Source organism: Roseateles sp. P1_C1_2, from assembly GCF_056406535.1.
Window position 1 is genome coordinate 25,747 of record NZ_JBFUAB010000011.1, and the last position, 16,360, is coordinate 42,106.

Sequence of the window (16,360 nt, forward strand, 5' to 3'; positions counted from 1 at the left end):
TGTGGGGTTTCACTTGGCGCCCGGCTTGGGCGTGTTGAGATAGGGGAAGCCGGGCAGCAGCGGCACCACGGCCTGGTCGACGGCGTCATGCAGCTCCAGCGACGTCGCGCCCAGTGGCACCGCGGCGCGGGTGCAGGCGGGGCCGAACAGGGCGCCGCCGTTGTTCAGCCAGCACAGCCCACCCATGACGGCGGCGAGCGACACGTCGACGACGTCGTCCTTGGGCCGGCGGCCATTCGGGAAGCCGGCCAGGTCGGGCGGACTCTCGCCATCGCGCAGCGTGCCGACGATGCCCAGGCGGTTCTGCATCGCGAAGGGTCGCGGCGCGATCGCGGTGTTCAGGCGCAGCATCTCCGAGCCCACCACGTTGGCCGGCTGGTTCACGCCGGGGATGCCGGTCAGGAAGGTGGTGACCAGGTCCAGGCGCGGCAGGTTGGTGGGGGCGGCGTTGCCGATCGGCAGCACGGCCGACAGCAGGGCCGGCAGCGTCGGGTTGGTGACATAGGTGGCGAACTGGCCATCGCCCGTCGGCACCGAGGCGTTGAACCTGTCCTTGTCGGGCAGGCCGATGACGACCTCGTTGACCAGCGGGTTGCCCAGGCGCGAGACCTGCACCCAGGCGCCGCCGGTCTTGACGGCCGTGTCGTAGCCGCTGGGCGGTGCCGCATTGACGATCTGGCTCTGGCGCACGCTGGCCGTCGTCCAGCCGCCGATGACGGTCTCGCTGCCCTGCGTGAGGCAGCTCTTGTGCACCTCCAGCGCCAGCGACGTGACGTTCTTGTCCTGGATGGAATTGACGGCGGCGGCGTTGATGAGGCTGCGGTTGGTGATGACGCCGACGTCGGCGTTGACCAGGTCGAAGATGGGGCCGAGGTTGACCGCGAAAGCCTCCTGGCGCTGGCCGACGAAGACCTTGGCCGGGAAGGCGCAGCCGGGCAGGCTGACGCTGTAGATGTGCTGGGCGGCATAGGCCGGGTAGTCGGCGATCGTCTTGGTGCCGATGTTGTCCACCGGCTTGTCGAACCAGGTGCCGCCGGCCGGGTTGGCGATCGGGCTGACCGTGCCGGTGCGGCGGTCGCCGCGGATCAGCGTCAGCGCGAACTTCTCGTTGACGTTCAGCGCCGCGGCATTGGGCGCGCTCACCGTGCCGGCCTGGGTCAACGGGATGGGCACGACCTGGTTGCCGATGGGCAGGGTGATGCCCTTGAGCGTGTTCATGAACTTGAACTGGAAGGTCAGGTCTTCCTTGGCGTCGCCGTTGTTGTCGACGTGGATCTCGTAGATCGCGTTCGGGTCCAGCTTGAAGTAGTTGGGGCCGCCATAGGCATCCTGCAGCGGCAGGTAGTTGGCGATCAGCGTCACATAGCCCGCGCGCCCGCCGGTGCCGTTGGCGGCCACGCCTTCGTAGCTGTTGAACATATAGAAGTCGGTGCCGTCGACGCGCGGCATGCCGCCGATGGACGGGGCCTCGCGGTGGCTGGAGGCCTGGGCCGGCGGGGCGGCCAGGCCGGCCAGGATGCTGGCGGTGATGAGCGCTAGGGTCGGCGCGCGAGATGCATGTTTCATGAGGGCTCCTGTTTGTGGCTGGGGCCGCAAACAGATGGAAACAATCGCGCTGCGGCTCATCTCTTACGCAGCGCGCGCCGCTTGGATGCAATGCAAGCTAGGGGGTCGGGGTCGGCTATCGTCTTCGCCATGCCGACGCGCATCACCCGCCGCCACCTCGAACTCACGCTCGCCGGCCTGCTCATCGCCGTGCTCGTGCTGGACCTCGCCTGCCCGCTGCCGCAGCCGGCCGCGCAGTCGCCCACGCTGACCGTGCTGGCCATCGACGGCACGCCGCTGCGTTCCTGGCCGGGCGACGACGGCGCGCAGCGCCACCCGACAAGGCCCGAAGCCGTGTCGCCCAACTATGTGCGGGCGCTGCTGCATTACGAGGACCGCTGGTTCCACTGGCATCCGGGCGTGAACCCCTTCGCCCTCGCGCGCGCGGCCTGGCAGTGGGCGCGGCATGGCCGCATCGTGTCGGGCGGCTCGACGCTGACCATGCAGGTGGCGCGGCTGGTGGACGAGCGCGCCGCCGGCCGCAGCGTGCCGGCCAAGCTGCGCCAGATCGCCCGCGCGCTGCAGCTGGAACTGCACCTCAGCAAGCACGAGATCCTGTCGCTCTACCTGAACCTGGCGCCGATGGGCGGGCCGCTGGAGGGCGTGGAGACGGCCAGCCGCGCTTACCTCGGCAAGGGGGCCGCCGACCTGTCCAAGGCCGAGGCGGCGCTGCTCGTGGCGCTGCCGCAGTCACCCACGCGCTTGCGGCCCGACCGCGCCGTGGCCGCTGCGCAGACGGCGCGCGACAAGGTGCTGACGCGCATGCAGACCCTTGGCATCTGGAGTGCGGCGGACGTGGCCGACGCCAAGCTGGAACGCGTCTTCGCGCCGCCGCTGCGCGCGCGCTGGCTGGCGCCGCTGGCGGCCGAGCGGTTGCGGCAGGAGGCCAGGCGCAAGGGCCACACGGCCGCCGTCATCCAGACCACGCTGGACGCTGGCCTGCAGGCGCGGCTGGAGCAGCTGCTGACGGACCGGCTCAACAGCCTGCCCGACACCGTGTCGCTGGCGGCCCTCGTCGTCGACAACCGCACGCTGGAAGTGCGCGGCTATGTCGGCTCGGCCGACTTCACGGATTCACATCGTGGCGCTCATGTGGACATGGTGCGGGCCAAGCGCTCGCCCGGCTCCACGCTCAAGCCCTTCCTCTATGGCATGGCGCTGGACGAAGGGCTGATCCATTCCGAGAGCCTGCTCATCGACGCGCCGCAGAACTTCGGCGGCTATGCGCCGGGCAACTTCCAGGCCGATTTCTCGGGCCCGGTCAGCGTGGCCGAGGCGCTGCAGCGTTCGCTCAATGTGCCCGCGGTGGACCTGCTGGACCGCCTCGGGCCCGAGCGCTTCGCCGGCCGGCTGCGCCATGCGGGCCTGCGGCTGCGCATGCCAGCCAATGCGACGCCCAACCTCAGCCTCATCCTCGGCGGCGGCAGCACGACGCTGGAGGAGCTGGTGGGCGCCTACACGGCGCTGGCGCGYGAGGGCGTCGCCGCCCGCCCGCGGTTGACGCCCGACGAGCCCTTGACGGAGGCGCGGCTGATGAGCGCGGGCGCCGCCTTCATCGTCAGAGAAATCCTGGAGAACGGCGGCCGGCCCGGTTCGCCGTTTCGCGAGAGCGGCCAGCGCGTGGCGTGGAAGACGGGCACGTCCTTCGGCTTTCGCGACGCCTGGGCGCTGGGCGTGACGGACCGCTACACCTTCGGCGTCTGGATAGGCCGGCCCGATGGCACGCCCAACCCCGGCCACTTCGGCGCCAACTCGGCCGCGCCGCTGCTGCGCGACCTGGCCGCCGCACTCGGCCCCAGCGAGGCCCGCCAGCAGCTCGCGCCGCGCCGCCGACCCGACAGCGTCGTGGCCGTGCCCATCTGCTGGCCCATGGGAACGGCCGAAGCAGCGACGGCGCCCGAACTCTGCCTGCAGCGCCGCACCGCCTGGACGCTGGACGGCGCCGTGCCGCCGACGCTGCCCGACCGGCTGCGCCCGGGGCCGTTGGCGGAGCCCGTCTGGGTGGCCGCGGGCCAGCGCGTGCAGCCCGGCTGCGCGCCCGATGCCGAGCGCCATGAAGCCGTGCGCTGGCCGGCCCTGCTGGGGCCCTTCCTCGACGCCGAGCAGCAGCATCCGCTGGAGCGCCTGCCCTGGCGCGCCGACTGCGGCGGCAACCAGCCGGTGGCCAACCGTTTGCGCGTCGTCGGCCTGGAGCCGGGCACGGTGCTGCGGCCGACGCCGGGGCAGCATGACGTCGTGCTCAAGCTGCAGGCCGTCGGCGCCCAGCAGGGCACGACCTGGCTGCTGGATGGGCAATGGATGGCCGACAGCTCCAGGGCGGCCGCGGCCCAGACGCTGCGCGTCGACCGCGCCGGCCCGMACCGCCTCACGGTCATGGACGGATTGGGCCGCTGGGCGAAAGTGGACTTTCATCTGGCCCAATAGCGTCCATGGACAGCAACCTGCAAGCGCTGGAGAAGCGCATCACCGATCTCGAGATCAAGGCCAGCTTCGCCGAAGACACGGTGGAGCAGCTCAACCAAGTCGTCACGCGCCAGCAGGAGCAGATCGACCGGCTGGTGCGCGAGCTCGTCGAACTGCGCAATCGCGCCACGGCGGCCGAACCAGGCGAGGCCCGCAACCTGCGCGACGAGCTGCCGCCGCATTACTGACTACCAAGCTGGAGGCCTACGCATGAAGAAGAATCATCGACGCGGTTTCACCGCGCAGAAGGACTCGGAGCGGTACGCCTTCAGCCCGATGGGTTGCACCTCGCGATATTCAGCGCTGGCGGGCCGCACGGTCGGGGCGGGTTGGGGAGGTGACAACAGCAACGGCCATCGTGGCTACGCCAAGGCGAAGCGTGGCGGCAAGAAATTCGTGAACAGCCGCATCCGGTTCCACGAGAAAGCTGCCCTGCGGCGCCTGCCCACTGACGCCGAAGAATGAAGCCGCTCTTCACGCAATAGCGCCTTCATTTATTCGGGAACTCAAGGCGCGTCATGGAGTCATACACGGTTCGCTGCCTGTTTCGCTGGCCGTCGCGTCCCGATCAGCGTTTGGCCTATTTGTACGAAGAGCGGATCACCTTGTGGTCTGCGGGCAGTTTGGACGAGGCCATCGCGCTTGCGGAGCATGAAGCCAGCGCATATGCCGATGCCGGCATCGAGTATTTGGGATTCGCCCAGGCCTATGCCTTGGTCGAGCCGCTGCCCGGTCACGGGGTGGAGGTGTTCTCGCTGCTTCGGGATAGCGACTTGGCGCCCGAGCCGTACGTCGACACGTTCTTCGACACCGGCACCGAGCGCGAGCAGCGATCACGTTGACGCAAGCGTTGAGTCAGGGCTCTCCGTCCCAGTAGTCCAGCCCGGCCTCCTTGCGCTGCAACAGGCGCAAACCCGGCGCGAAGACGCCGACCTTGCCCGAGTCCGGGTACTCGCAGACCTCGGGCTTTTCCATCGTGCTGATGCTGAGGTAGTGCAGCGGTGCGTCCGAGGTGTTGATGATGTGGTGGGGGTACTCGGGCCCCGGCGGGATGGTGATGACGTCGCCGGCCTTGATGGGCACCTGCTCGCCCGCGACGCGCAGCGTGCCCTCGCCCTGCAGCACGATGAACATCTCCTCCTCCGCATGGTGGAGGTGGTAAGGGCAGCTCATCTGGCCGGGTGCCACGATGTCGAAACTGGCGCCGAGCTTCTTGGCCGCGGTGCCCTTGGTGAGGCTGGTTGTCTCAGTGTCATAGCGCGGCGCGCGGACGAAGCGCTCGCGCGGCGCCTCGTTGAAATTGCGGATCAGCAGGTCGCGCAATTCAGTGGGTGTGGGCATCTGGGGGCTCCTGGGACAATGGTGAACCTGCATTCGGCAGTTGGCCGCTTGCTACTCATCGGAATGCTTCTCCAATCAACATCTTTCGGCCATGGCCTCGTTCACCACTTCGGTGACGAGCGCTGCACGCCCGCTGGTCTGGCGCTTCGGCCCGCTGGCGGCGTTGCTTCTTCTCGTGGGCAGGAGCCCACTTCGTCGTCGCGCCTTGCCAGCAGCCCGCCTCGCCAGCCCCTCGGGCGCGCCCTACTGCCGAATCCAGGTTGAATGAATCCGCCCCTGCATCTTCCCCAAGCCTCCGACGACCTGCAATCCGCAGCTCACCAGGTCCTGTCAGCAGTATTCGGCTACACCGCCTTCCGCGGCCAGCAGGCCGACATCGTCCAGCAGGTGGCCGCCGGCGGCGACGCGCTGGTGCTGATGCCCACCGGCGGTGGCAAAAGCCTTTGCTACCAGGTGCCGGCCATCGTGCGCCACACGCGCCAGCAGGGCGTGGCCATCGTCGTCAGCCCGCTGATCGCGCTGATGCACGACCAGGTCGGTGCGCTGGAGGAGGCCGGCGTGCACGCGGCCTTCCTCAATTCCAGCCAGACCGGCGAAGAAGCCACACGCATCGAGCGCGAGATGATGAGCGGGCGCCTCACGCTGCTCTACGCCGCGCCCGAGCGGCTGACGACGCCGCGCTTCCTGGCCCAGCTGGAATCACTGAACGAACGCGGCCTGCTGTCCATGTTCGCCATCGACGAGGCGCATTGCGTCAGCCAGTGGGGGCATGACTTCCGCTCGGAATACCTGCAGCTGAGCCTGCTGCACGAACGCTTCCCGGACGTGCCGCGCGTGGCGCTGACGGCCACGGCCGACGACCTGACCCGGGCCGACATCATCGAGAGGCTGCAGCTGCAGGACGCGCGCGTCTTCATCAGCAGCTTCGACCGGCCCAATATCCGCTACCTGATCGCCGAGAAGACCGCCTCGCCGCGCGACCAGCTGCTGCGCTTCATCAACGACGAGCACGAGGGCGAGGCCGGCATCGTCTACTGCCAGAGCCGCAAGAAGGTCGACGAGACGGCGGTGTGGCTGGAGAGCGAGGGCATCAAGGCCCTGCCGTACCACGCCGGCCTGGACGCCGACGTGCGCCGCCGCCACCAGGACCGCTTCCTGCGCGAAGAGGGCCTGGTCATGGCGGCCACCATCGCCTTCGGCATGGGCATCGACAAGCCCGATGTGCGTTTCGTCGCCCACCTGGACCTGCCCAAGAACATCGAGAGCTACTACCAGGAGACCGGCCGCGCGGGCCGCGATGGCGCGCCGGCCGAGGCGTGGATGACCTATGGCCTGGCCGACGTCGTCAACCAGCGCCGAATGATCGACGACAGCCCGGCCGACGAGGTCTTCAAGCAGGGTCAGCGCGGCAAGCTGGACGCGCTGCTGGCGCTGGCCGAGGCGACGGACTGCCGGCGCGTTCGCCTGCTGAACTATTTCGGCGAGGAAGCCAAGCCCTGTGGCAACTGCGACAACTGCCTGAACCCGCCGCAGACCTGGGACGGCACCGAGGCGGCGCGCAAGCTGCTGAGCTGCATCTACCGCTTCCACCAACGCGGCGAGCGCTTCGGCGCCGGCCACCTCATCGACGTGCTGCGCGGCAAGGCGACGGACAAGACGCGGCAGTACGGCCACGACCAGCTGTCCACCTGGGCGGTCGGCGCGGACCTGTCCGAGCAACAGTGGCGTGCGGTGCTGCGCCAGCTGATCTCGCTGGGCCATGTGGCGGCAGAAGGCGAGTTCCACACGCTGGCCCTGCAGGACAGCGCCCGGGCGGTGCTCAAGGGCGAGGTGGAGTTGCGCCTGCGCGAGGCCGAGGAGAAGAAGCCGCGTGGCAAGTCCAAGACAGCGCGGGGCGGGGCCAAACCCAAGGCCGACCCGGCGCTGGGCCTGGACGGCGAAGGCCAGGAGCGCTTCGAGGCGCTGAAGGCCTGGCGCTCCGAGGTGGCCAAGGAACATGGCCTGCCGGCTTACGTCATCTTCCAGAACTCGACGCTGGCCGAGATGGCGCGCGTGCTGCCGGGCGACCTCGCCGAGCTGGGCGAGATCAGTGGCGTGGGCGCGAAGAAGCTCGAGGCCTATGGCCGCGAGATCCTGCGGGTGCTGGGCCGTTGAAGGCCTCGCTCAGCTCGGGCGTTTCCTGAACGGGCTGATGAGCTGCTGGCCCAAGGTTTTCGGCAGTTCACGATCGGCGCCGTAGGACGCGGGGAACTGCTGCGCGGGCAGGTGGTAGGTGCCGAACAGGCGGTCTATCCACGGAAACAGCGCCGCGTAGTTCTTGTTCAGCGTGCCCGGCATGTTGGCGTGGTGCCAGTGATGAAAGGCGGGCGTCACGACGAGCTGTTCCAGCCAGCCCAGACGCCACTTCAGGTTGGTGTGCACGAAGAAGGCCCACAGCGTGGTGAGGGCCAGGTAGACCGCGACTGCCGCGTCCAGCCCGTCGTTGGCCTGGCGAATGCCGAGCACGACGATGGGTACCGCCGACACGGCGCGGGCGAAAACCAGGTCCAGCGGGTGCGCGCGGGTGTTGACCAGCCAGTCCATCGCCGTCGGGCTGTGGTGGACGGCGTGCATGCGCCACAGCCATTCGTTTTCGTGCGACCAGCGATGCGCCCAGTAGAAGGCCACGTCGCCCAGCACCACCATGGCGGCGACGCGCACCGCGAAGGGCAGGCTCGCGACCCAGGCGTAAAAGCCGGCTGGCACGAGCCCGCTGACGAACCAGCTCAGGGCCACCGTCGCCATCACGGTCAGGAAGGGCGGCAGCAGCCCGCCCAGGAAGTAATAGCCCAGGTCCTGGGCCATGTGGGGGCGCAGGAAGCGCTGCGGGCGGATCGCAAAGCGGCGCTCCAGCAGGCCGAAGACCAGCGCCATCACCAGCAGCCAGACGCCCAGCCCCAGCGCCTTGTGCGGCAACGATGCCGCGAGCGCCTGCCACTGTTGCCAGACCTGGCTCAAGGCGCGCGACGCGTGGAGGTCAAGGGGTCAGGGGGCCTGGCGACGGCGCCGCAGCTTCAATCCAGCCAGGGCCAGCAGCCCCGCGGCGAGCAGATGCTGAGCCGAGACTTCGGGCACTGCCGCGGCCGTCAAACTCACGCCGTCGACATTGAGGATCTCCGGATAGGAGCCCGGCAGGAATTCGGCCGCGAAGGTCAAGGCCTGCACCGTGGCCGTCGCCGTGAACGTCATCGTCGACTGCACCCAGGTCTGCGCGCTGGCGGAGGTTTGCTGTCCCGTCTGGTCCTGGGCGCCGAACGTGACGTGCCATTGCTGCACGGCGCTGGGGCTCAGGGAGGTGTGGTTGGACATCGAGAAGAAGCTCAGCTGGTAGCTGGCACCGATCTGGAGCCCGGAGATGAGTTGCGTGATGCCGACGGCGTTGAAGCGGGGCGCGAACGAGTCGAGGTCCTGGATGCCGAAGTAGGAGCCGGCGTCCGGACTGGCGTGGTTCTCGAAGGATTGCCAGGATTCGCCGGTGGGCACCACGAGTGTCCAGCCGGTGGGGGCGCCGGCGCCGRCGAAGTTCATCGAGCCGTTGGTGACCAGGTTGTCCGCTGCGTGCGCCAGCAGGGGCGCAGCGAGGAGCCATGGCAGAAGTTTGAGCACCATCGCGGACCACCATCGTTGAGTGACGAGGGTGTGGACCGTAGTCCGGCCCGGGTCGCACAAGAATCCCTAGGGCCTCAGGTCGGGACGCGCATTCGGGGGGGTGAGTGGTGCACCTCGCCCCAGTCAACAGCCCGGGGACGCCCGGGCTGTTCAGGGGATGTCAGCGGACGGCCGGGGCCACGTCGGCGCTGGCAACCTGGGTGGTGTCGACCGTGCGGCGGCCTTCGATGACGACGCGCGGCAGCTGCTCGATGGTGGCCACGGTCTCGGGGGTGCTCAGGCCGCTGATGACCACGCGGTCCAGCTTGATGACGTCGGGTGTTTCGGCCGGCACGGTGAGCGTCATCCAGGTGGCGCCGGTCAGGGCGACCATGGCGACGAGGATGGCGGCGCTGACGGCTTGCAGGCGGGTGCGGGCGGCGGTGGTGGTGCTGATGCGGTTCATGGCGTACTTCTTTCTCTCTGGTGTGCCGCCAGTGTGTTCTCGAGGGGGGCTGCGATCTAAGGGTTTGCGATAGGTCGCGGTTTTTCGCGGATGAAATGCGTCCGGCGCGGATCAACAGTTCCGTCGTCAAACCTGAGGGCGCGCCCTGACGCCGCCGTGATGCGGTGCCGGGATACTCCTCCCCTAAAAGCTAGGGGGAAAAGTCATGGCACGCGGCAACGACGTCCAGCTCGGTGGCATCACCGACCTCAATCTGCTGGCTGACATCAAGCATGGCTTCGTCGATGCGCTGGAGGTCGTCACCTACGTCGACCGCCTGCGCAAGGTGCTGAAGACGCTCAACGGCCTGCGCCTGGGGTCGCGCGAGTCCAGCGCGCCCGCTTCGCCCTATACCGACATCGTTGCCCGTTGGCGCATCGTCCATTCCTTCCGCTGGAGCATCGTCGACGGCAAGGACGGCGCGCCCGACCGGCTGCTGCTGTCCGTCAACTTCGACGGCGGCTGGGAGCCCTATATGCGCGTCATCTGGGACCAGCTCGGCTCCACGCTGGACCTGATGCTCTGCCACACCGAGGGCTACACGCTGTCGCGTGACTGCAGCTTCGAGACCTATGCGCGCTGGGTGCGCGAGCACGAGATCTCGGCCGATTTCCTCTTCATCGCCTCCGGCCGCAGCGTCGGCGATGGCGAGTACCTGGCCCGGTTGGAGGCCGCCCAGCGCGGCCGCGCCAACGAGCTGGCCTTCAACCGCCTGCGCGCGCCGGCCTCCGGCGAGACCCCAGCCCTGCCGGACGGTGACAAGGAGCGCTTCGCGATGGCCACGCGCGGCCTGCTGCCGCTGGCGGGCCTGCACACGCTGCAGCGCTACTTCGGCGCCGCGGCGCCCGACCGTGACTGCCTGCTGCGCGCCACGCAGGACGTGCTGTTCGAGCTGCGCCAGCTCGACACCGCCCAGCAGTTCCCCAAGGACGGCGGCAAGACGGCCGGCGGCCAGCTGCGCCAGCGTCATCACGAAATGCTGGCCTGGTTCGAGCAGGTCCTGCCCGAGCCCGAGGTCAAGGCGCGCGAGCTGCCGCTGCTGCCCGGCGACCTGCAGTGCTGCCTGCTGACCAAGCCACCCGGCAACCGCGGCGGCCTGGTGCTGTTGCGCGTGGCCCAGCCCACCCAGGCCGTGGCCTGGCTCAGCACGGCGCCCGTGCAGCGCGACGACGAGGACGGTGCCCAGCTGACCGCCTGGCGCCAGGTCGCGTTGACGCTGTCTGGCCTGAAGGCGCTGGGCGTCCCGGCCGCGCGGCTGGACCGCTTCCCCCAGGCCTTCAAGGAGGGCATGGCCGCCCGCGCCGGCCTGCTGGGCGATGTGCGCCACAACCACCCGACGCACTGGACGCTGGCCCGCCACGTCAACGGCATCGACCGCATTGACCCGGCCAACGCCCATGTGTTGGTGCAATTTCGCTTCCCGGCCACCGAGCCGGGCGAAAACTTCACCGCGGCCGACGACAAGCGACTGCGTGAGTTGGCCGACGCGCTGACCGTCAACACCGGCCTGGCGCTGATGGCCATCGAGCCCATGCGCAGCAACGCCGCTGACAAGGAGCACTTCGGCTTCAAGGACGGCATCAGCCAGCCCGTGCTGGGCGGTGAAGCGACCGGCCAGTCTTGGGACGACCGCGTCAAGACCGGCGAGGTGCTGCAGGGCTTCCCGACCGAGCGCGACAAGGGCCATGCCGTGCCCGAGCAACCCGACGCGTTGCTGGACCGCGGCAGCTTCCTCGTCGTGCGCAAGCTGCGCCAGTACACCGGCCGCTTCGCCAAGCGTACCTACCAGGAGGCCAGGAAGATCGGCCTCGACCACGAGCTGGTGATGGCCAAGCTGATGGGTCGCTGGCAGGACGGCCGCGCGCTCGCGGCGCCCGAGGCCGCCGGCAGCGGCAACGACTTCAATTTCGCCAAGGACGGGCAAGGCTCGGCCTGCCCCTTCCACTCGCACATCCGCCGCACCAACCCGCGCGACCTGGCTGGCACGGCCTTCTCGAAGAGTCGCATGCCGCGCATCCTGCGCCGCGGCATGAGCTACGGCGCGCCGGTGCATGCCGACGCCCCCGACGACGAGGACCGCGGCCTCGTCTTCATGGCCTACAACGCCCACTTGGCCGAGCAGTTCGAGGTGGTGCAGCGCTGGGTGGCCGGCGGCAATGCCAGCGGCGGCTACTCGGCGCAGAGCGACCCGCTGCTGGGCGTCGTCGATGGCAGCGGCGGCCCGCGCCTCTTCCCCTTCGAGCATGGCGGCAAGCCCTATGAGATCGACCTTGGTCCCGAGCCCTTCGTCACGCTGCAATGGGGCGCCTATTTCTTCCTGCCCTCCGTCGTCGCGCTGAAGGCCCTGCCTGGCCTCGTCGAATTGCCCCTGCCGCTGCCTGCTCCCACGCCTTTGCCCGAGCGCGTGCCGGACCTGCAGGACAAGGCCGCCTGCCAGCTGTGGCTGGAGGACACCACCAGCCGCGACGGCGCCTGGGCCTGGGTGCGCGCCCAGCCCGGCGGCGTCGTCGACACCGCCTATGGTGTGCTCGTGGGCGCGCCCGAGCGTGTCTGCGAGGTGCTGCGCAACGCCCCCGACCGCTACTCCGTCAGCGGCTATGGCGAGCGCATGCACGACTCCATCGGCGTGGGCTACCTGGGTCAGGACGACGACAGCGGCCACCGCGAGCTGGCGCCGGCCATCAACGCCGCCATCGAGGCCTACAGCGAGGCGCGGTGCTATGCCGAGGCCTATATGGCCGCCAAGCTTGGCCTGCAGGGCCTGAAGAAGGAGGCTCGCACGCTGCTGGCCGCCTTCCCTGCCTCGCAGAAGCCCGTGGACCTGCCCACCGACACGCCGCTGGACTTCGAGCGCCTCAGCGAGGGCGTGCTGGCGGCGCTGTGCCAGCGCTGGTTCGGCCAGCCCGATGGCCGCCACATCTGGGGCACCGAGTTCCATGCCGAGGCCTACCCCAACGGCGTCGCGCCGCGCTGCCCGCGCGACCTCATCAAGGTCTCGCGCCATGTTTTCGGGCCTTACCCGACCGACGCCGTGAAAGCCGAGGGCCGCGCCGCCGGCCGCCGCTTCACGGCCGCCGTCGAGGCCTGGCTGGCCGAGCCCGGCGTCAAGCTGCCGCCGCTTGGCCAGAAGATCGTCGACGAAGCCCGCGCCGTGCCCGGCGCACCGCCCGACCTGCCGGCGCGCATGCTGGCCGGCATCATGCTGGGCTTCCCGCCCACCACGCATGCCAACCTCATCACCGTGCTGGCCGCCTGGGTGCAGACACGCAAGCTGTGGGAGCTGCAGCCGCAGTGGAACGCGGTGGCGCCCGAGACACAGGACGCTCCGCCCCCCTATGCCGAGGCCGTGGCCTGCCTGCGTCCGACGTTGATCGCGACGCTGAACCAACGCCCCACGCCCTTCCAGATCTGGCGCAAGGCGCGCGTGGCGCACAAGCTGGGGCCGGTGGACATAGAGCCCGGTCGCGTCGTCGTCGTCGGCCTGGGTTCAGCCACCCAGCAAGACCCGCTGCGCCACCACGTCGCCTTCGGCGGCGACTGCAACGATCCCAAGGGCCGGCCGCCCCATGCCTGCTCAGGCTATGGCATGGGCATGGGCGTCATGCTGGGCGTCATTGCGGCGGTGCTGGATGCGGGGGTGCTGCGCTACACGGGGGCGCAGACGGTGGTGGCGATGGGGGTGGAGTGATGACGAGATTGCCACTTTTGCCTTTGACTAATCATCATTTGCTCCACTCATCTAGATAGAAGGTACGGAATGAATTCAGCAGAGCTCGCGTCTTGGGTCCAAGCTATTGGCAGCATCCTCGCTGTAATTGCAGCATTCCTAGTTTCTTCCAAGCAATTTCGCGACGCCACCGTCCTTCAGCGCGAATCGCTGCGAGCCGAGAGGAAGCGTAGATATGAGGCGCTGACTGGTTTGGTCAGCGCCGCAATTTTTGAATACGGCGTGGCACTTAAAGCTTTGAGAGGCCCGGATCCAGTTAAATGGTTTGAAGGACATAGCACCAAAGAGCTGATGGAGGAATTTTGTCAGGCCTTCATGCAGATTTCTCCTCTGGAAATGCCGTCAGGCGCCTCGTCAACAGCACTAGTTGTTTTGCGAGATCGCCTCAAAACTGCCGCATGGAATGCCGCCACAGCGATGGAGCATGGAACCGCAAGTTATCAAGAATATATGGAGTGCGTCGATGCGATGGAGCACAACCTGGGAGAGGTGCAAGCCGAGCATCAGAAGCTTTTAGCAGAGCTAGCACAGGCTTAATACAGGTATGACGCCGCGTCCGTTGGCATAGAGCCGGCGCCAAGCACTTGGCGTCGGTCAATTACGTCGTCAGCAACTGACCTTCGCGAAGTTCGTCCGCGCCCCTCCGCCGGCAGTTTTTGTTTCACACAGGACGCCGCCTGCAGCGTGTAGCTGTAAGGAATGCCGAGCGGGAAGGTCTCGGTACTGACCCAGCCCGTCGCATCCCGCGACGGTGACGAGCCGCTCGCCACCGAGGTGAGCCACAGGTCGCGAAGTCCGCCGGGCCGCTGATGTTGTTGCTGCGCAGCTGCCAGTAGCCGATGGAGGAGCTGTCGCGCGAGGTCACCGCGTTCCGGCGTTCTCGGACCAGTTGCCGTTGATCAGCGAGTGATCCAATGCCCCGCATCGCCCTTTGGAGTCAGCGCCATGCCCAAGCTCGACGTCGCCCAATGGCAGGACCATCCCGCAAAGACGCATCGCCTGACGGGGCAAAGCAACGGGCCTTTCAGCGAGCTGGTGCTCGGCGATCAAGCCAAGCTGGCGCAGTTCGGTGTGCACCTCGAGCGGCTGCCGCCGGGCTCGCGCTCGTCGTTCCGGCACTGGCACGAGACCGAGGATGAGCTGGTCTATGTGCTGGAGGGAGAGGTGGTACTGATCGAGGACGAGGAGTCCGTGCTCCACACCGGCGACGCCGCCGCCTGGAAGGCTGGCGCGGCCGTCGCGCATTGCCTGGAGAACCGATCGGCGCACCCGGCCACCGTGCTGATGGTGGGCACGCGTGCTGCCTCCGGTGTCGTGCACTACCCGGACCATGGCCTCGTGCTGCGCCATGACGAGAACGGGCACAAGTTCTTCCGCGCGGACGGCTCGCCGGTGCCCGAGCCTCAGGACTGACAAGCCGGCGGAGCGCTTCAGGCGCCCCGCCAGCCCCCGACTACGCGCTCGGCGTCAGCAGCTGACCTTCGCGAAGTTCGTCCCCGCCCCCGCCGCCGCCGGCAGCTTCTGCTTCACGCAGGACGGCGCCTGCAGCGTGTAGCTGTAGGGAATGCCAAGCGGGTAGTTGGCCGTCGTCGCCCAGTCCGTCGCATCCCGCGACGGTGAGGAGCCGCTGGCGACCCAGGTGATGCCATAGGTCGCGAAGTCGGCCGGGCTGGTGATGTTGTTGCTGCGCAGCTGCCAGTAGCCGATGGACGAGCTGTCGCGCGAGGTCACCGGGTTCTGGGAGTTCTCGAACCAGTTGCCCTCGATCAGCGAGTAGCCGCCCATGCGGATGTTGGCGCCCGAGGTCAGGATGCCCGTGTACAGGTTGTTGTACAGATGGGTGTAGCCGGCGCGTTGCAGCGGCAGGCGCGAGCCCACATCCTTGTAGTGGTTGTGGTGGAAGGTGATGAAGCGGTCGCTGGCGTCGCTGTCGCTGGAGCCGATCAGGCCGACCTTGTGGTGGTCGTGGATGTAGTTGTACGAATAGGTGATGTGGTGGGCGCCGGCCTTGTTGTCGACGAGGCCGTCGAACTCCAGGTCGCCCGCTCCGCTGCACTCCTTCAGGCTGCTGAACAGGGTGTTGTGGTCGATCCAGATATAGCCCGGCGTGCCTCCGCTCTGGCCCTCGATGCCGATGGCGTCGATGCTGCCCGGCAGCAGGCCGATGGTCATGTTGCGGATGATGATGTTCTGCGCCGCGGCCTTGATGGCCAGGCCGAAGTTGGCCGCCGAGCCGTTGGCGCCTTCGATGGTCACGTTGTTCTTGTTCTTGATCTCGACGATGGCGCCGGCCGGCTTCTGCCATTGCGTGCAGGCGTCGGGGATGGTGCCGAAGTCGAATGTGCCGGTGTAGCGCAGCACCAGGCCGGAGCTGCCGTCATAGGCATTGAGGGCCGCCTGCATGGCCGCGGCGGTGCTGACGGTCACGGCCGTCTTGCTGCCGCCGCCGGTGACCGTGCCCGCGTAGCCGCCGCTGGCGCCGGCCGGGGCGGGTGCGGGTGTCGGAGCGGGGGAAGGTGCCGGGGTCGGGGCAGGGGTGGGAGCCGGCGTGGGCGCTGGAGTCGGTGCGGGCGTGGGCGCCGGCGTCGGGGCTGGTGACGCCACCGGGCCGAGGGCGCATTTCTTCGTGATGCCGGGGTTGGGGTCGGAGCCGAAGGTGGCCGTCGTGCAGGCGATGTCGCCCTTGAGGTTCTTGATGACCCATTTGTCCTTGATGCCATAGGACACGGCGCGGGTGCTGGTGCCGACCTTGCAGGTCTCGCCCTCGTCGGCGCATTTGGAATAGCCCGAGGGCCAGTCCACGGCGTGGGCGGCCGACGCGGCCAGCAGCAGCGACATGGCGGCGCCGGCGGAGCGCACGGCGGGCAGGGGCGGGGGGGTGAGCTTCTTGGTGATCATGGGGAATGTCTCCTGTCGTTGTGGGGCAGCGCGGTTTCCGTCCGGATGCGCGCAGCGTGCCGTCGCCGGGGCCGAGGAGTGGCCGCCACGAAGGCTGTCGGGGCAAGGGGGAAGAAAACCGGTGCCGACGTCAGGTCGCTACCGGTCGATCCGCGCGCATGGGCACGGCGACGTCAGGTCGGTGCGGCATCGCC

14 protein-coding genes are annotated in these 16,360 nt (G+C 68.5%); 8 read left to right on the plus strand and 6 right to left on the minus strand.

Annotated features, from left to right (window positions below):
- Positions 1 to 9: 9 nt before the first annotated feature.
- A complete protein-coding gene (locus tag AC1D2H_RS12250; protein WP_478011135.1) occupies positions 10 to 1,566 on the minus strand; it encodes a DUF4331 domain-containing protein in 1,557 nt (518 codons plus the stop codon).
- A gap of 129 nt (positions 1,567 to 1,695) precedes the next feature.
- On the opposite strand from AC1D2H_RS12250, the gene pbpC reads away from it, so the two are divergent.
- Genes pbpC through AC1D2H_RS12270 form a run of 4 tightly spaced genes read left to right on the plus strand, consistent with a single transcriptional unit; the run spans position 1,696 to position 4,910 of the window.
- Entirely contained in the window at positions 1,696 to 4,029 is a 2,334-nt protein-coding gene (gene pbpC / locus AC1D2H_RS12255; protein WP_478011136.1) for a penicillin-binding protein 1C, read from the plus strand.
- A 5-nt stretch (positions 4,030 to 4,034) separates the two neighbouring features.
- On the plus strand, positions 4,035 to 4,256 hold the full coding sequence (locus tag AC1D2H_RS12260; protein WP_478011137.1) for a SlyX family protein: 222 nt from the start codon (positions 4,035 to 4,037) through the stop codon (positions 4,254 to 4,256).
- A 22-nt stretch (positions 4,257 to 4,278) separates the two neighbouring features.
- The gene (locus tag AC1D2H_RS12265; protein WP_478011138.1) at positions 4,279 to 4,533 is read left to right on the plus strand and encodes a hypothetical protein; all 255 of its coding nucleotides are present in this window, start codon (positions 4,279 to 4,281) and stop codon (positions 4,531 to 4,533) included.
- Positions 4,534 to 4,586: 53 nt separating this feature from the next.
- Positions 4,587 to 4,910 carry a hypothetical protein gene (locus tag AC1D2H_RS12270; protein ID WP_478011139.1) on the plus strand — a complete coding sequence of 108 codons (324 nt, stop codon included), beginning with the start codon at positions 4,587 to 4,589 and terminating at the stop codon, positions 4,908 to 4,910.
- Between the two features lie 13 nt (positions 4,911 to 4,923).
- On the opposite strand, the gene AC1D2H_RS12275 is transcribed toward AC1D2H_RS12270, so the two are convergent.
- A complete protein-coding gene (locus tag AC1D2H_RS12275; RefSeq protein WP_477935656.1) occupies positions 4,924 to 5,409 on the minus strand; it encodes a cupin domain-containing protein in 486 nt (161 codons plus the stop codon).
- Between the two features lie 264 nt (positions 5,410 to 5,673).
- Here AC1D2H_RS12275 and recQ point away from each other — a divergent pair, with 264 nt between their 5' ends.
- Positions 5,674 to 7,563, plus strand: coding sequence for a DNA helicase RecQ (recQ, locus tag AC1D2H_RS12280; RefSeq protein ID WP_478011140.1), 1,890 nt, complete (start codon positions 5,674 to 5,676; stop codon positions 7,561 to 7,563).
- Between the two features lie 9 nt (positions 7,564 to 7,572).
- Here recQ and AC1D2H_RS12285 read toward each other — a convergent pair whose 3' ends face one another.
- The 3 genes from AC1D2H_RS12285 to AC1D2H_RS12295 all read right to left on the minus strand — a co-directional run bounded on the left by AC1D2H_RS12285 (position 7,573) and on the right by AC1D2H_RS12295 (position 9,502).
- Positions 7,573 to 8,406 (minus strand): sterol desaturase family protein, encoded by an 834-nt coding sequence (locus AC1D2H_RS12285; protein ID WP_478011141.1) that lies wholly within the window; start codon positions 8,404 to 8,406, stop codon positions 7,573 to 7,575.
- A 27-nt stretch (positions 8,407 to 8,433) separates the two neighbouring features.
- Positions 8,434 to 9,057, minus strand: a complete 624-nt coding sequence (locus AC1D2H_RS12290) for a hypothetical protein (RefSeq protein WP_478011142.1) — start codon at positions 9,055 to 9,057, stop codon at positions 8,434 to 8,436.
- A 160-nt stretch (positions 9,058 to 9,217) separates the two neighbouring features.
- Positions 9,218 to 9,502: a hypothetical protein gene (locus AC1D2H_RS12295; RefSeq protein WP_478011143.1), complete on the minus strand. Its 285-nt coding sequence runs from the start codon at positions 9,500 to 9,502 to the stop codon at positions 9,218 to 9,220.
- A gap of 205 nt (positions 9,503 to 9,707) precedes the next feature.
- Here AC1D2H_RS12295 and AC1D2H_RS12300 point away from each other — a divergent pair, with 205 nt between their 5' ends.
- The 3 genes from AC1D2H_RS12300 (at position 9,708) to AC1D2H_RS12310 (ending at position 14,681) form a co-directional block, all read left to right on the plus strand.
- On the plus strand, positions 9,708 to 13,229 hold the full coding sequence (locus AC1D2H_RS12300) for a hypothetical protein (RefSeq protein WP_478011144.1): 3,522 nt from the start codon (positions 9,708 to 9,710) through the stop codon (positions 13,227 to 13,229).
- Positions 13,230 to 13,298: 69 nt separating this feature from the next.
- Positions 13,299 to 13,805, plus strand: a complete 507-nt coding sequence (locus AC1D2H_RS12305) for a hypothetical protein (protein ID WP_478011145.1) — start codon at positions 13,299 to 13,301, stop codon at positions 13,803 to 13,805.
- 408 nt (positions 13,806 to 14,213) lie between these two features.
- Positions 14,214 to 14,681: a cupin domain-containing protein gene (locus AC1D2H_RS12310; RefSeq protein ID WP_478011146.1), complete on the plus strand. Its 468-nt coding sequence runs from the start codon at positions 14,214 to 14,216 to the stop codon at positions 14,679 to 14,681.
- A gap of 54 nt (positions 14,682 to 14,735) precedes the next feature.
- Here the strand turns inward: AC1D2H_RS12310 and AC1D2H_RS12315 are convergent, their stop codons facing one another.
- Positions 14,736 to 16,166, minus strand: coding sequence for a pectate lyase family protein (locus tag AC1D2H_RS12315; RefSeq protein WP_478011147.1), 1,431 nt, complete (start codon positions 16,164 to 16,166; stop codon positions 14,736 to 14,738).
- Between the last annotated feature and the right edge of the window lie 194 nt (positions 16,167 to 16,360).

Bases quoted from the DNA above. Each gene is read 5' to 3' on its own strand.
- AC1D2H_RS12295 (WP_478011143.1), bottom strand. From the start codon at position 9,502: ATGAACCGCATCAGCACCACCACCGCCGCCCGCACCCGCCTGCAAGCC.
- AC1D2H_RS12265 (WP_478011138.1), top strand. From the start codon at position 4,279: ATGAAGAAGAATCATCGACGCGGTTTCACCGCGCAGAAGGACTCGGAG.
- AC1D2H_RS12315 (WP_478011147.1), bottom strand. From the start codon at position 16,166: ATGATCACCAAGAAGCTCACCCCCCCGCCCCTGCCCGCCGTGCGCTCC.
- AC1D2H_RS12250 (WP_478011135.1), bottom strand. From the start codon at position 1,566: ATGAAACATGCATCTCGCGCGCCGACCCTAGCGCTCATCACCGCCAGC.
- AC1D2H_RS12310 (WP_478011146.1), top strand. From the start codon at position 14,214: ATGCCCAAGCTCGACGTCGCCCAATGGCAGGACCATCCCGCAAAGACG.
- AC1D2H_RS12275 (WP_477935656.1), bottom strand. From the start codon at position 5,409: ATGCCCACACCCACTGAATTGCGCGACCTGCTGATCCGCAATTTCAAC.
- AC1D2H_RS12270 (WP_478011139.1), top strand. From the start codon at position 4,587: ATGGAGTCATACACGGTTCGCTGCCTGTTTCGCTGGCCGTCGCGTCCC.
- AC1D2H_RS12300 (WP_478011144.1), top strand. From the start codon at position 9,708: ATGGCACGCGGCAACGACGTCCAGCTCGGTGGCATCACCGACCTCAAT.
- AC1D2H_RS12260 (WP_478011137.1), top strand. From the start codon at position 4,035: ATGGACAGCAACCTGCAAGCGCTGGAGAAGCGCATCACCGATCTCGAG.
- AC1D2H_RS12305 (WP_478011145.1), top strand. From the start codon at position 13,299: ATGAATTCAGCAGAGCTCGCGTCTTGGGTCCAAGCTATTGGCAGCATC.
- recQ (WP_478011140.1), top strand. From the start codon at position 5,674: ATGAATCCGCCCCTGCATCTTCCCCAAGCCTCCGACGACCTGCAATCC.